Below are 14,272 nucleotides of genomic sequence, written 5' to 3'. Positions count from 1 at the left end.
ACATCGTGACATCAAAACGGAGATTCTCATGCATTTGCGAGCATTAAAAAAAGTAAAGAAAGACGTATCTCTTCATGATCCCATTGGAACGGACAAAGAAGGCAATGAAATTTCTCTTATCGATATTTTACAAGAGGATGCAGACGATATCGTTGACATTTTGCAAGCGGAAATGGAAAAAAAGCAAATTTATGAATACATTCATGTGTTAGATGAGCGGGAAAAAGAGGTGGTCATTGGTCGCTTTGGTTTGAATATGGAGGAGGAGCGTACCCAAAGAGAAATTGCGAAAGAATTAAAAATCTCTAGAAGCTACGTTTCCCGGATTGAGAAACGAGCACTAATGAAGTTATTTCATGAATTTTATAAGCACAGCCGTGGCAAGGGGAATTAACCTCCTTGCTTTTTTTATTTTTTCATAAACTGGGACAAAACGCTACAGTACTCTCTACTTATATGTATAAGCACAGCTTTGTTTCTCAAGGGGGTTTGTCTCTTTAGAGTGGAAGCAAATGCTCCCCAGTAAAAATAGCCCTGATTAAAGAATGAGCGTACAGTTCATCATTATTGTAAAAAAATTGTGCTCGGTGTTGATAGATCGTATGGGGACCCATTCGCAAGCCCCCTAACATTGTTCCTGAAACCTTTCTCCTCATATCTCACTGATTTTTAAAAAGTGTATCAGGTTTTAGCCCAATACACTTTTAATTTAGAAAAAGTAAAGGGGATAGAAGTACGGGAAAAATCCTATACCGCCAAATCTACCAAAGGGGAAAAACCGTGGGCGATACCGACGAAATCTCCAACCGCCATATTGACGACCTTCTTCATGATGGGTGTCTTCGCCCACTAACAGCATAACGCCATCCTCGCGAATTTCTGTTAAAATTCCGTCTACAGATTGACCATCAGACATTTTTAATTCGACATGGTGATCTTTCATTTGTTGGCATTGATCTTTTAATGCTCCTTGAAAATGCTGAGTATTTGCTTGAGCATATGACTGTTGATTCGAATGCATATGAGAGTGTCCATTGTTCGTTTGTTGTACGTGATGCATCTGCTGATACTCATTTGTTTGATGAGGTACAAATCCATTGGAAACTTCGTATGAATTTCTATTCAATTGATCGGTATCATATTGCGTCGTGTTTGTTTGATATGGATACTGGAAATACCCATTGTAAAAAGTATTCATTTCTTTCACTCCTTTTTCTAGAACTAGTGTATTCACCTAGACCTTGTCAGGTACGTTGCCTATGAACTTTTTTATCCAAATTTTTTAAGTTGCATCTAAACGTTGCTATGTCATAGTAGAGTATAAGAGTTGTTAAGAAATAGACTTAGTTTAAAGTGTTAATATGTTGTTACAAAAACACATAATGGAGAGGGTAGTTTATGAAAACCAAGTTAATTATCTTAAGGGGCAATTCAGGGAGTGGAAAAACTACAACTGCAAAATGCCTTCAGAATCATTTAGGGCAAGGAACTCTTTTGGTTTCTCAAGATGTTGTTCGTCGTGATATGTTAAAGGTTCACGATAGAGACGGAAATCCATCAATTGATTTAATATACAGGATTGCAGAATACGGAAAAGGTAAGTGTGAATTTGTAATTGTAGAAGGAATTTTTAATAAAATTCGATATGGTGAGATGCTTAAAAACTTAATCCAGTACTATAATCAAGAGGCATATATATATTATTTCGATTTATCTTTTGAAGAAACAGTCGAACGTCACAACAATCGTACTAAAAAGGCGGAATTTGGCGAAGAATCTTTACGTGCCTGGTGGATTGACAAGGACTACCTTGAAGTGCAGGGAGAAATGCTATTTACTAATGACATGTCGCAAAAAGAAGTACTAGAGCAGATTTTGAATCAAATTCAAAAGTGATTATACATGAGACATAAGATTTGGATGTGAAGCTTTAAAGAATACGAAACTGGCTAATAACGTTGCGGGATTTTTCCATTACAATGTCACAAAGTAAACGGAATATTTAATAGAGTTGTTAATTTTCTATTTGTTCTGCTTGCAAAGAAACATTCACTACGATACATATTTAGAAGGAAACGAATCCCTCGATTTACCGGAGTAAAATGAGTATACTAGTAAGTGTACGAGTACGGAAGGGAGTTCTACTATGAAGTTTATTAATAACAACAATCTTACAGATCCTCGGATCAATTTAGCAATTGAAGAATGGGCATTAAAAAACCTTGACCCTAATGAATCTTACCTCTTATTTTATATTAACGAACCATCTATTATTATTGGTAAAAATCAAAATACATTTGAAGAAATTAACCTCGATTATGTGAAAGACAACAACCTTCATGTGGTCCGTCGCCTATCAGGAGGTGGCGCGGTTTATCACGATTTAGGAAATTTAAATTTTAGCTTCATTACAAAGGATGACGGAGATTCTTTTCATAATTTCAAAAAATTTACGGAGCCCGTTGTACAAGCATTAAAACAGCTTGGCGTTCAGGCTGAATTAAGTGGTAGAAATGACATTCAAGTTGGAGAAAGAAAGATCTCTGGTAATGCCCAGTTTACAACAAAAGGAAGAATGTTTTCTCACGGTACATTAATGTTGCAATCTGAAATTGAAAACGTCGTTTCTGCGCTTCGTGTGAAGGATGATAAGATAAAATCAAAAGGGATTAAATCTATCCGAAGTCGAGTGGCAAATATTTCTGAGTTTCTTAAACAGCCGATGACGATGGAAGAGTTTAAGTCTATGCTTTTACAATACATTTTCAATGGGCAGGAAGACATTCCAGAGCATGTGATAACTGAAGAGGAATGGAAAGAAATTAACGCATTATCTTCTGAGCGCTATCAAAGTTGGGACTGGAATTATGGTAAATCCCCAGCCTTTGATATTCAGCGGTCAAAACGATTTCCAATTGGAACCATTGACTTACGCTTAAATGTTAAAAAAGGCGTTATAAGTGACTGTAAGATTTTTGGTGATTTTTTTGGGGTAGCTGATGTGAGTGGGCTTGAGGAACAACTCGTTGGCAAGCGCTACGATGCTAATGAGCTAGCTCAGGTACTTGATTCGGCGGATTTAAAAGCATATTTTGGATCTATTAGTAAAGAAGAGTTTCTTTCTCTTATTTATTAAGCAAAAAAAAGTGGCGACCACATAATATGGTCGCCCAATTGGGGAGAGAGACAAGAAAGAACAATTAGAAAGCAAGGGTTATATCCTTTCCTTATGTATTACTATAATGGATGATCCAAACGATTTCATTGAGATTGTAACAAGATCTAACAGTATTTTTCAGTTGGAGGGTATTGTGAATTTAGAAGAAATTAAACAGAAGCTTTCAACACCTCAAAAGAAAAACTATGTGCGTGATGCTGCCGTTCTTTTGCCCCTTGTTTCCATAAAAGATGAACTTCATATTCTATTCCAAGTTCGAGCATTAACGTTACATGCTCAACCTGGTGAGACTTGTTTTCCTGGAGGTCGAATTGATCGAGATGATCAAGATGCGCAAGCCGCTGCTTTAAGAGAGTTCCATGAAGAGTTTGGTATAAAACAAGAGAAAGTAACGATTCTTTCTTCTCTAAATAAAATCGAATCTCCTCGGCGTGGCCTCATTCATCCTTTCGTTGCGTATATTGATTCACTAGATGAGATTAAACCGAACACAGCTGAAGTAGAAGATTGGTTTACCGTTCCAGTAGCCGTACTACTCTCTACACCGCCTGAAATTGGCTATGTAGATGTTATCATTAAGCCTGGAAAAGATTTTCCTATCGATCGTATTGCCAATGCCGTCGCTTATCAAGACAAGCGCTATAGTACCCCAGAATCTTTTTATGTGTATAAAGAGCATATTATATGGGGGTTAACTGCTCGTATCTTACAAGAATTTCTAGAGCATATAAAATCATAAAACAAGGGCTTCCGCCTTTATAAAAAAGCTGTCCGTCAAGTCTGCTACAGGACTTTTGGGACAGCTTTTTTTATTCTTTATTATTTAATCGTTGTAAACGCATATTTGCTAGCCAAGACAATACAAAACAGCCACTGGAAAAAACAAGACAGGCGCCTACAATAACAGCTAATGCCAACGTTGTTTCAATTCGATAGGGTTCTGGAAGCCATAAACCCACAGTTAAAAAGAAACCAATACCTAAAAACACAAGACAAAAAGCATGATAGTCTTTTTTTGCATATACTAGTTTATCTCTTTGATCCACTCCGCTTCCCCCTTTCCCTCATCATAACAGATGACGTGCTTAAAAGAAGCGAAGACTCTTTCCTCAACTGGAAAAAAACGTTATGCCAATGACTCAATCATTAGCATGACTTGTTTCGCTGAATTGACAGCTGATTTTTCTAAAAAGGTGTCATAAGACATTTTCGCATCTTGCCCAGCAACGTCAGATAATGCACGTATAATGACAAAAGGTGTTCCGTATTGATGACAGACTTGTGCAATCGCAGCAGCTTCCATTTCTGCACAAAATGCAGTTGGAAAACGCACTTTGACAGCGTTCACTCGCTCTTCATCGTCCATAAACGAATCTCCTGTTACAACTAAACCTTCCTCAACGTGAAAGCCAACCTTGGTTGCAGCGTCCTTTGCTGCTTCAATTAGAGTTGGTTCAGGTAAATATGCTGAAACCATACCTGGTACTTGACCATACTCATATCCAAATACAGTTGCGTCTACATCGTGATGACGCACTTCTGTTGAGATAACCAAATCCCCTACAGCCATCGTTTGGTTTAAACCGCCTGCTACACCTGTATTAATAACATATGTTGGTTGATAGCGATCGTTTAAAATAGACGTTGCTAAAGCGGCGTTCACTTTACCAATTCCGCATTTTGTTAAAATAACATTTGTACCGTTCAAATTGCCGTCTGTAAACTCACAATTTGCAATAACTGTTACCGTTACATCCGTCATTTGCTTTCTTAAATAATTAACCTCTTCTTCCATTGCGCCGATGATGCCTATTTTCATTTAATTCATCCTTTCCCTAGCAAAATGCTTCCTCAACTAGTATACACATTGCTTTCACTTGTTTCACTAAAAAAGTCTATTCTTTAAGCATTGGATAGTCCGTTTTCTTTACTTCAATACGATTTTTCCTTTCGAGCAAAGAAAAGCCTCTCCATACAGTGTGAATGGAAAGGCTTTGGTTCTTTAATTCGGATTTGTTTCCGATTGATTCACTGATTCAATTTGCCAGCCAAGTTCTGGGGATTCTACCCACTGTAAACGAACTTGATAATACAGCCCCGTGCCTTTATCTAATAGCGTCACAATGGCACTCGTAGTCGATCCACCGTTTCCAATCCAAATGGTATCACTCGTACTACTCGATAGACCAGTTGCATTATAAGCTGCTTGTTCCATCTCATTCCAATTTTGACCACCGAAGTTATTTGGAGCAGGGTTCGTTTGCTCTGTTGGTAACACATCCCCTACTTCAGCTTGTCCGCCATCTTCTTCTTCGTTGGCATCGTCCTCTTCAGTCGCTTCTTCCTCATCTATACCGTCTTCTTCATTTGAAGCATCTTCTTCATTTGCCTCGTCTTCTGTTTCCTCATTATCACTGGACTCATCCGATTCATCTGAATCAGGGTCTATAATTTGTCTGCTCTCTTCTGTAGCAGTTTGGTCTTGATTCACCATATTTACGACTAATGTACCTCCAAAAAAGAGAATTAGAATGACAACAATGGTAATTGCGATGTTAAGGATTTGGTTTTTTCGTTTATCTTTACGGCTTTCATAACGTTGGCCCATAGTGTAAATTCCCTCCTATCTCTCTACTCCATTATAGCTCGTTCTAATTAAACCGCAACAGGTATCACTTAGCAAGCGAAAAAAGTCTCCTTCAGTTAAACAGAAAAAGGAGACTTTTTTACTATTAGCGAATCTCTAAAATTTCTACTTCCATTTCACCAGCTGGCGTGTTGACCGTGACTTTATCTTTAACCGTTTTCCCTAATAAGCTTTGTGCCATTGGGGAGTCATTTGAAATCTTCCCATCAAGTGGGTCTGATTCAGCTGAACCAACAATGGTGTACTCTTCTTCATCCCCATCAGGTAATTCAATTAGACGTACTGTTTTACCAAGTGATACGACATTACTAGCTGTTTTTTCTTTTTCAATCATGACAGCATTACGAATCATTTTTTCAAGTTGTGCAATTCGACCTTCTACAAACGCCTGGTCTTCCTTTGCAGAGTCGTACTCGGAGTTCTCTGATAAATCGCCAAAACTTCTAGCTATTTTGATACGCTCGACTACTTCTTTACGTCGAGTCGTAATTAAATGTTGCAATTCATCTTCTAATTTCTTTTTTCCTTCTTCTGTCATATAATGTTTTTTCTCTTCAGCCATTCTTTCATTCACTCCTCAATGTTAGTAAAGAATCTATATCATTAGATGTTTGAATCCTGCTTTTGTTGGATAACCGTTCTGATCTTTGTTGCCATTAAATCAATCGCAACTTTATTTTCTCCACCTTCAGGAATAATCACGTCTGCATAACGCTTCGTTGGTTCAATAAATTGTAAATGCATCGGACGAACCACATTGGTATATTGCTCGATAACAGATTCAATCGTACGCCCTCTTTCTTTTGTATCCCTTAAAAGTCGCCTCATAATACGAATGTCAGCATCCGTGTCAACAAATACTTTAATGTCCATCATACTGCGTAAACGCTCATCTTCTAGAATTAAAATCCCTTCTAAAATAATGACGTCTTTCGGTTCGATTTCCAGTACTTCCTTTGCACGTGTATGCTGCGCATAGTCATACGCAGGTTTGTAAATAGGCGTGCGATCAACAAGCTGTCTCAGGTGAGCATAAAGCAACTCATTGTCAAATGCAAGCGGATGATCGTAATTTGTTTTTAATCGGTCTTCAAACGCAAGATGATCTTGATTCTTATAGTAAGCATCTTGTTCAATCAAAACAATAGAAGATTGGTTAAATTGATTAAAAATTTCTTTTGCAACGGTTGTTTTGCCAGAACCAGTACCACCAGCTACCCCTATAATAACAGGTCTATTTTGATTTATTGTCATAATCTTCCCTCTTTATTCTCGTACTACAAGCTATACCGTCTCCGATTGGAATAATGGATGTGTAAAACTCAGTGTGTTGACTAAGCCATTCATTGTAGTGCTTTATTTTTGCAACCAGCTTTTGAATTCGCTTAGGCTCCATAGATAAATCTTGTTTAGCTACAAGCCCTCTAAATAAAATATTATCACTTAAGATAACACCATTATCTGATAAAAGCGGTTCAAACTGTTCAAAGAATGCTTGATATTTTCCTTTAGCAGCATCAATAAAAATACTGTCAAAAGGAAGGTAGGGTGTAAGCAAATGAACGGCATCTTCTGCATCAGCCAGATAAGGAATAATTCGGTCCGATAGTCCCGCCCGTTCAATATGAGCTACAGCTTGTTCGTAGCGGTGCTCATCCCGCTCAATGGTAATAATGGTTGTTGAAGGAAGCGCTTCCGCTAATCGTATAGCAGAATAACCAATCGCTGTCCCTACTTCTAAAATTCGCTTTGGTTGCTGTGCTTGCAAAATGGAAACCATTGCGTTTAATGACAGTTCATCCATAATCGGCACGTTTTCTTTGCGAGCCAATGCTTCCATTTCAAGAACCAGTTTGCTTTTTGCACGGTTTAAAGATGCAATATATGAGATCATTTCTTCATTTATCATGTACGTTCGAACATCCTTTTACGAAAAAAGCATGGGAGCACGTTGCTCCCTATGCTTACTTTATTCAGTATCCTCTGCTGCCTCTTGCCATTCATGACGATACGCATCTCTTGCCTCTAAATGAGCATCATACTCTTCATTATAAATAATCTCGCCATTATAACGGGCATAAAAGTAAAGATAATTTGTTTCATTTGGATCAGCTGCTGCAACGAGCGCTTCCTCTCGTACAGTAGAGATTGGACCTGGCGGTAAACCTGTATGCTGATACGTATTATAAGGTGAATCTACCTCTAAATCATCATAAGTGGTCATATAAATATGTTCCCCTTGCGCATAGGCAACCGTAGGATCTACTTGTAGCATCATACCTTCATTTAAACGATTATGCAAGACTCCAGCAATAGTAAAACGATCTTCTCTTTCTCGCGCTTCACGTTCTACAATGGAACCAATGGTCAAAAGTTCATGAAAGGTATAGTCACTGGCATTAATAATTCCTTGTCTTTCATTATAAACAAGTTGCATCTGATCAAGCATTGAACGTACAACCGCTTCGATATCAGGCTGTTCCTCATCAAACTGATAGCTAGCAGGAAAGAGATAGCCCTCAAGCGGGTGATGAATGTCTTCATCTAAAATTTCTTCCGTTAGCATATCGTATTCTTCAATAAGTGATTGAACAAATTCTTCATCATCAATAAACGAAAAGATATCGTCTTGACTGTCTCCTGTAAATTCACTTAAACGCTCTGTAATGGTGTTTAGCGTTAATCCTTCTGGAATGACAATCGTCGTCGCCGCTTCTGCCATAACAAGACCATCTTTTAATTCTTCAATAATTTCATCAGTATCCATTGATGTATTGAGTGAATAGGTTCCTGCTTGGAAACCCGATTCGTTTTTATACCTTGTGTAATAGCGAAAGAACGTTGCATTTCTAATAACACCTTCATCTTCTAAGATTTGAGCAATTTGTGAAGTAGAGGTGTTTACAGGAATGTGAACTTCAACGTCCTGTCCATCATCACTTGCATCGACAGGCTTTAATGCATTAACAAAGTACGTATAACCGCCAATGATAACAGCAAGTACAACGACAAAAAAAGCCGACAGACTGATGAAGACAATCTTTCGAACTGTCTTTGCCTGAGATGCACGCTCTTGATAAACATCATTAGCTTTATATTTCTTTTCTTTTGACATTAATTGCCTCCTCACTCGTCCAATTATACAATAGTTTTCTGCTTTCTTGTATAGGGGGATTGGACGATGTGCAGCATACACATACGGATGAACCCGTGCAACGCCTGCACGGGTTATGTGCTATTTACTCGTCTTCTTCCTCAGAAAAAGTATTCAACATTTCTTCAATCATTTCCCACTCTTCATCTGTTTCAACTGGGAAGAAGGCAATATCATTGTCTTCATCTTCACGATCTTCGTAACGAAAAGCAAATACTTCTACTTCCTCATCGTCATCCTCTTCTTCACCAACTGGAACTAAAACCATATACGATTTGTTTGTTTCATCAACTGTAAAGCGGAATAATTCATCAAATAAATGTTCCGTGCCTTCTTCATCTGGAATAACAAAACGTTCTTTTTCTTCTTGTGCCATGTAAAAAACCTACCTTTTTTCTATTTAGTGTATGAACGTCGATCAAGATAACCTTGCAAAATCAAGCGGGCCGCCATTTGGTCAATCACTTTTTTACGTTTCTTTCGACTAACATCTGCATCAACCAACACACGTTCAGCAGCCATCGTTGTTAAACGCTCGTCCCAAAGTTCGGTATGAATGGCTACATATTCAGATAACTGTGCGACGAACTGTTCACTTCTCTGCCCACTTGCTCCAATAGTTCCATCCATATTTTTAGGATATCCAACAACAACCGTTTGAACAGCATGTTCTTCTATTAAAGAAACAATTTGTTTAAAGTCCTCTGCTTCATTCGATTCATTTCTTCTAATCGTTTTCAAACCTTGAGCAGTCCATCCAAACGCGTCACTTATGGCAATGCCAATTGTTTTCGTCCCTACATCTAGTCCGAGTATCTTCATTTAATCGTTTTTCCCTGCTCCTTTAAATACGATTTAACCAATGTTTCAATTAGTTCATCTCGTTCAAGTTTGCGAATGAGTGTACGTGCATCTTTATGTCTTGGTATATAGGCCGGATCGCCAGACAAGAGGTAGCCTACAATTTGATTAATCGGATTATACCCTTTTTCCTCAAGTGCATCATAAACAGATAAGAGCACTTCACGAACATCTTTATCAAAGGAATCATCATTAAAGTTAAACTGCATCGTATTATCCATTGAACTCAATTGCTCTCACCTCTTTTATTTAGTAATAGAAGGTTTGCTCAAAGTATCGTCTTCATTGTACAACAGATTGGTTCAATTAGGAAATTAAATTGACATGTTCCTTTACATAGTTTAACGCATCTTGAAGTTTCGATGGATCCTTACCACCCGCTTGAGCCATATCAGGACGGCCACCACCACCGCCGCCAGTACGGCTTGCTACTTCTTTAATTAATTTCCCAGCGTGAAGCCCTTCGCTAATTGCTGCCTTCGTAACACCTGCAACAAGTGATACTTTATCCCCTGTTTTTGCTCCTAATACAATAACAGCTTTGCGATCTTCTTGTTTTAAAGAATCGACCATTGCACGTAAAGAATCCATATCCTTTGCTTGTACGACTTCTGCCAATACTGAGATACCATTAATCTCTTCTGCTTTATCAAGTAATTGCCCTGCTTCTTTTTGAGCAAGTCGAGCAGTTAACGAGTCATTTTCACGATTTAATTCACGTAAATCTTGTTGTAATGCTTCAATTCTTGCAGGCACATCTCTTAGCTGCTTCACTTTCAAACGCTCTTGCGCGTCTGTTAACAGTGATAATTGGTCGTTAACAAAATCATAAGCTCCTTTTGATGTTACAGCTTCAATCCGTCGAACGCCTGCGCCAATTCCAGATTCACTGACGAGCTTAAACAAACCAATTTCAGCAGAATTGCGAACGTGGCAACCTCCGCATAGCTCTAAGCTATAATCACCAATTTGAACAAGTCGTACTTCATCACCATATTTTTCACCGAAAAGCGCCATTGCACCTTTTTCTTTCGCGGTTGCAAGAGACTCAGTCGTGATCGTGACAGGCAACGCCTGCCATATTTTTTCGTTTACAAGCTGTTCAATTTGCGCAAGCTCATTTGGCGTCACTTGACCGAAATGAGAAAAATCAAATCGTAGTCGTTCTCCGTTTACAAGAGATCCTGCTTGATTAACGTGCTCTCCAAGAACATCTTTTAAAGCTTGGTGAAGCAAATGAGTGGCCGTATGATTTTTCACAATGTCTAAGCGTTCTCTAACTTCAATACGTGCTTGCACTTTATCACCTTGTTGAAGAGTGCCTGACTCCATTTCAACTGTATGCAAATGCTGGCCATTTGGTGCTTTTTTAACGTCTTTTACGCGACCTTGTCCTTTATCTGTATAGAGAACACCTTGGTCCGCTACTTGACCACCGCTTTCAGCGTAAAAAGGAGTTTCGTCTAAAATAATTGAAACCGTATCCCCTGATTGAGCCATATCGATGGTTTCTTTGTCTTTGATGATGACGTTAATTGTAGAGGTCGTTTCCGTATGTTCGTAGCCTACAAATACACTTGGAGTTTTCAAGTCACCAAATACATCTTCCTGAACACCCATTGATGCGGTTTCCTGTCTAGCGGCACGTGCACGGTTACGCTGAGCTTCCATCTCCTGCTCAAATTCTTCTCGGTGAATGCGAAGCCCCTCTTCTTCCACATATTCTTCGGTTAAATCAACTGGAAATCCGTAGGTATCGTACAAGCGGAACACGTCTTTACCGTTGATCATCTGTTCATTATTTTCTTTAGCCTTTTTCATGATCTCACTTAAAATTGCTAGTCCCTCATGAAGTGTTTCATGAAAACGTTCTTCTTCTGTGCGAATCACACGTTGAATAAACGCTTTCTTTTCATTTACTTCGGGATAAAAATCTTCCATAATTGTGCCAACTACTGGTACGAGTGTATACATAAAGGGTTTTTCAATCCCAATTGCTTTAGCAAAGCGTACTGCACGTCTAAGTAAACGTCTTAATACATAGCCTCTTCCTTCATTTGAAGGCAATGCGCCATCCCCAATCGCAAAAGCAACTGTTCGAATATGATCCACAACCACTTTATAAGCTGTGTCTACGGTTTCATTACCACTATTATATGGCGCGTTTGCTAATTTCTCGGTCTCTTTAATAATTGGCAAAAATAAATCTGTATCAAAATTTGTTCGTGCATCTTGAATAACAGATATCATTCGCTCAAGTCCCATGCCAGTATCAATGTTTTTCTTCGGTAAAGGTGTATAAGTGCCATCTGCATTGTGATTAAATTGTGAGAAAACCAAATTCCAAATTTCTAAATAACGGTCATTTTCTCCTCCTGGGTACAACTCAGGATCTTTCGGATCATTGCCATAGCTTGGTCCACGATCATAAAATAATTCCGAGTTTGGTCCACTTGGCCCTTCACCGATATCCCAAAAATTTCCTTCTAAACGAATGATTCGCTCTTCAGGTACACCCACTTTGTCCAGCCATAATTTATACGCTTCATGATCTTCAGGATGAACCGTTACCGATAGTTTTTCTTTATCAAAGCCAATCCACTTCTCACTTGTAAGGAATTCCCAACTCCAAATGATGGCTTCTTCTTTAAAATAATCACCAATCGAAAAATTTCCAAGCATTTCAAAGAAGGTGTGGTGACGAGCCGTTTTTCCAACAATTTCAATATCACTCGTACGAATCGATTTTTGAGCGTTTACAATACGTGGGTTTTCAGGAATTACTCGACCATCAAAATATTTTTTAAATGTAGCTACCCCACTGTTAATCCACAATAAACTAGGATCTTCAAACGGGACTAACGATGCACTCGGCTCTACAGAGTGACCTTTTTCTTTAAAGAAATCAATAAACATTTGTCGGACTTGTGCTGAAGTTAATTTCTTCATTTTTGGACTCATCTCCTTTATGTATAAAAACAAATAAAAAAACCCCTTCCCTATAAAGGGACGAGATTGTTTTCACGCGGTACCACCCTTAATTATAACAAGAATTCTCTTATTATCACTTAAGCCCTTTAACGCAGGTGACGGCGATATACTCGCTACTCCAGAATAGCATTCCGCATTTCTTCGTTAATGCTTTTTTCAGCCAAGAAAGCATCTCTCTTTAAACGGGCTAATGCGTACTCGTTCTTTCACTGTAATTATTCCACTATGCATGTACGTAACTTGATTCACGAAAATTATAGCGCGCAAGACTTTAAAAGTCAATTAAACTCCACTTCCCCTTTCATATACGTCCGAATATGAAGAAATGTAACTTTTGCGATAGCTGTTACAGGGACAGCAACAAGTAATCCGACAATCCCTCCGACTTCTACTCCGATTAGTAGTGCTAAAATGATTAAAATTGGATGAAGGTGAACGGTTTTCCCTACAATTAAGGGGGATAACACGTTTCCTTCTATTTGCTGAGTGACAAAGATACTTATGGCCGTGAAGAGCGCTAATGATGGAGACACAAGTAATGCGGAGCCAACGGCTGGTATTGCTCCAATAAAAGCACCGAAATAAGGAATGAAGTTTGTTGCTCCAATAAAAATACCAAGTAAAAACGCATAGGGCACCCCTAAAACAAGAAGGGCAATCGTTGATAACCCGCCAACACAAAGGGCAACGAGTAATTGTCCACGCAAATACGATCCAAACGTTTTGTCCACGTCTTTTAAATAAAGACGTGTCATGGTTCGCCATTTTCTAGGTGTTACATAAAAACCGACTCGCTGTAATAGAGTAAAATCTTTTAATAAATAAAAGACAAGAAAAGGAACAACAATCCATAATACGCTCGATTGTATTATTGTTAAAATAAAGGATTCTACCTGATCTAAACCTTTTTCTGTAAATTGTTCTATTTTCCCGGACCAGTCTCCTACATGCTCTCTTAAGGGATCTGGTAAACCCTCCGTTTTTTCTTGATAAGTAAGAAGCATTGCTTTTAGAGAACCAATATGATGCGGCACTACCTCCATCGCCTCTTGTACTTGTCTTACAACGATTGGTATTCCTAAAAATAGAAGAGCCACTATGACTAGGATAAATAAAAGGAATAGCAAAGCCGTTGCCACACTCCGATTCATGCCAAAATGGACTGCTTTCTCAATTAATGGATGCAGTAAATACGCAATTAATATAGATACAAGAATCGGCCAAATTAGTGGCTGAACAATGGTGAAAAGTGGCTTAATATATGTAAGCACGTAGAGAACAAGTAAAAAAAACACGAACATAATAAGCCATTTTGACCACTTTAATACGTCAGCAACTAGTAAGTCTCGCTTCAATTGGTTCACTCCTCTCTTCCACTTAGAATGCGCAACTTTAAAGTAAATTAACAAAAAAAGAACATGGCATTCGATCCATGTTCTTA

The 14,272-nt window shown here is 38.4% G+C and carries 16 protein-coding genes, 1 pseudogene and 1 other annotated feature; of the genes and pseudogenes, 4 read left to right on the top strand and 13 right to left on the bottom strand.

Annotated features, from left to right (window positions below; all coding sequences use genetic code 11):
• Positions 1–4 precede the first annotated feature (4 nt).
• Positions 5–394: pseudogene (locus tag E2L03_RS12980) on the top strand (sigma-70 family RNA polymerase sigma factor); the annotation flags it as partial.
• 315 nt (positions 395–709) lie between these two features.
• Here E2L03_RS12980 and E2L03_RS12975 read toward each other — a convergent pair.
• Positions 710–1,234 (bottom strand): hypothetical protein, encoded by a 525-nt coding sequence (locus tag E2L03_RS12975; RefSeq protein ID WP_208394358.1) that lies wholly within the window; start codon positions 1,232–1,234, stop codon positions 710–712.
• 164 nt (positions 1,235–1,398) lie between these two features.
• Here E2L03_RS12975 and E2L03_RS12970 point away from each other — a divergent pair, with 164 nt between their 5' ends.
• From E2L03_RS12970 to E2L03_RS12960, 3 genes are all read left to right on the top strand, one after another.
• The gene (locus E2L03_RS12970) at positions 1,399–1,896 is read left to right on the top strand and encodes a kinase (protein ID WP_134259327.1); all 498 of its coding nucleotides are present in this window, start codon (positions 1,399–1,401) and stop codon (positions 1,894–1,896) included.
• A 250-nt stretch (positions 1,897–2,146) separates the two neighbouring features.
• The gene (lplA, locus tag E2L03_RS12965) at positions 2,147–3,136 is read left to right on the top strand and encodes a lipoate--protein ligase (RefSeq protein ID WP_124741791.1); all 990 of its coding nucleotides are present in this window, start codon (positions 2,147–2,149) and stop codon (positions 3,134–3,136) included.
• Positions 3,137–3,242: 106 nt separating this feature from the next.
• On the top strand, positions 3,243–3,917 hold the full coding sequence (locus E2L03_RS12960) for an NUDIX hydrolase (RefSeq protein ID WP_124741790.1): 675 nt from the start codon (positions 3,243–3,245) through the stop codon (positions 3,915–3,917).
• A gap of 70 nt (positions 3,918–3,987) precedes the next feature.
• On the opposite strand, the gene E2L03_RS12955 is transcribed toward E2L03_RS12960, so the two are convergent.
• The 12 genes from E2L03_RS12955 to E2L03_RS12900 form a co-directional block, all read right to left on the bottom strand.
• Entirely contained in the window at positions 3,988–4,224 is a 237-nt protein-coding gene (locus E2L03_RS12955) for a YrhC family protein (RefSeq protein WP_035396032.1), read from the bottom strand.
• Positions 4,225–4,304: 80 nt separating this feature from the next.
• Positions 4,305–4,997, bottom strand: a complete 693-nt coding sequence (gene mtnN / locus E2L03_RS12950; protein WP_038478765.1) for a 5'-methylthioadenosine/S-adenosylhomocysteine nucleosidase — start codon at positions 4,995–4,997, stop codon at positions 4,305–4,307.
• Positions 4,998–5,180: 183 nt separating this feature from the next.
• On the bottom strand, positions 5,181–5,786 hold the full coding sequence (locus E2L03_RS12945) for a YrrS family protein (RefSeq protein WP_051667458.1): 606 nt from the start codon (positions 5,784–5,786) through the stop codon (positions 5,181–5,183).
• A 124-nt stretch (positions 5,787–5,910) separates the two neighbouring features.
• Positions 5,911–6,387 (bottom strand): transcription elongation factor GreA, encoded by a 477-nt coding sequence (greA, locus tag E2L03_RS12940; RefSeq protein ID WP_035396039.1) that lies wholly within the window; start codon positions 6,385–6,387, stop codon positions 5,911–5,913.
• Between the two features lie 41 nt (positions 6,388–6,428).
• Entirely contained in the window at positions 6,429–7,079 is a 651-nt protein-coding gene (udk, locus tag E2L03_RS12935; RefSeq protein ID WP_038478762.1) for a uridine kinase, read from the bottom strand.
• Positions 7,060–7,719, bottom strand: coding sequence for an O-methyltransferase (locus tag E2L03_RS12930; RefSeq protein ID WP_243839529.1), 660 nt, complete (start codon positions 7,717–7,719; stop codon positions 7,060–7,062). The genes udk and E2L03_RS12930 overlap by 20 nt, the downstream gene beginning before the upstream one ends.
• 75 nt (positions 7,720–7,794) lie before the next feature.
• The gene (gene mltG, locus E2L03_RS12925) at positions 7,795–8,940 is read right to left on the bottom strand and encodes an endolytic transglycosylase MltG (protein WP_095149958.1); all 1,146 of its coding nucleotides are present in this window, start codon (positions 8,938–8,940) and stop codon (positions 7,795–7,797) included.
• 124 nt (positions 8,941–9,064) lie between these two features.
• Positions 9,065–9,355, bottom strand: coding sequence for a DUF1292 domain-containing protein (locus tag E2L03_RS12920; protein WP_038478752.1), 291 nt, complete (start codon positions 9,353–9,355; stop codon positions 9,065–9,067).
• A 20-nt stretch (positions 9,356–9,375) separates the two neighbouring features.
• Complete coding sequence (gene ruvX, locus E2L03_RS12915) at positions 9,376–9,801, bottom strand: Holliday junction resolvase RuvX (protein WP_038478749.1); 426 nt, start codon at positions 9,799–9,801, stop codon at positions 9,376–9,378.
• The gene (locus E2L03_RS12910; RefSeq protein ID WP_055737379.1) at positions 9,798–10,070 is read right to left on the bottom strand and encodes an IreB family regulatory phosphoprotein; all 273 of its coding nucleotides are present in this window, start codon (positions 10,068–10,070) and stop codon (positions 9,798–9,800) included. Before E2L03_RS12910 ends, ruvX begins: the two co-directional genes overlap by 4 nt.
• A gap of 76 nt (positions 10,071–10,146) precedes the next feature.
• Complete coding sequence (gene alaS / locus E2L03_RS12905) at positions 10,147–12,789, bottom strand: alanine--tRNA ligase (protein ID WP_134259326.1); 2,643 nt, start codon at positions 12,787–12,789, stop codon at positions 10,147–10,149.
• A gap of 53 nt (positions 12,790–12,842) precedes the next feature.
• Positions 12,843–13,050, bottom strand: a binding site (T-box leader).
• Between the two features lie 59 nt (positions 13,051–13,109).
• Positions 13,110–14,186, bottom strand: a complete 1,077-nt coding sequence (locus E2L03_RS12900) for an AI-2E family transporter (protein ID WP_134259325.1) — start codon at positions 14,184–14,186, stop codon at positions 13,110–13,112.
• Between the last annotated feature and the right edge of the window lie 86 nt (positions 14,187–14,272).

Origin of the sequence: Shouchella oshimensis (genome assembly GCF_004375095.1) — a bacterium.
Lineage (GTDB): Bacteria > Bacillota > Bacilli > Bacillales > Bacillaceae_D > Shouchella > Shouchella oshimensis.
The sequence above is the reverse complement of the archived record's forward strand: the minus strand, read 5'-3'. Positions and strand labels throughout refer to the sequence as shown.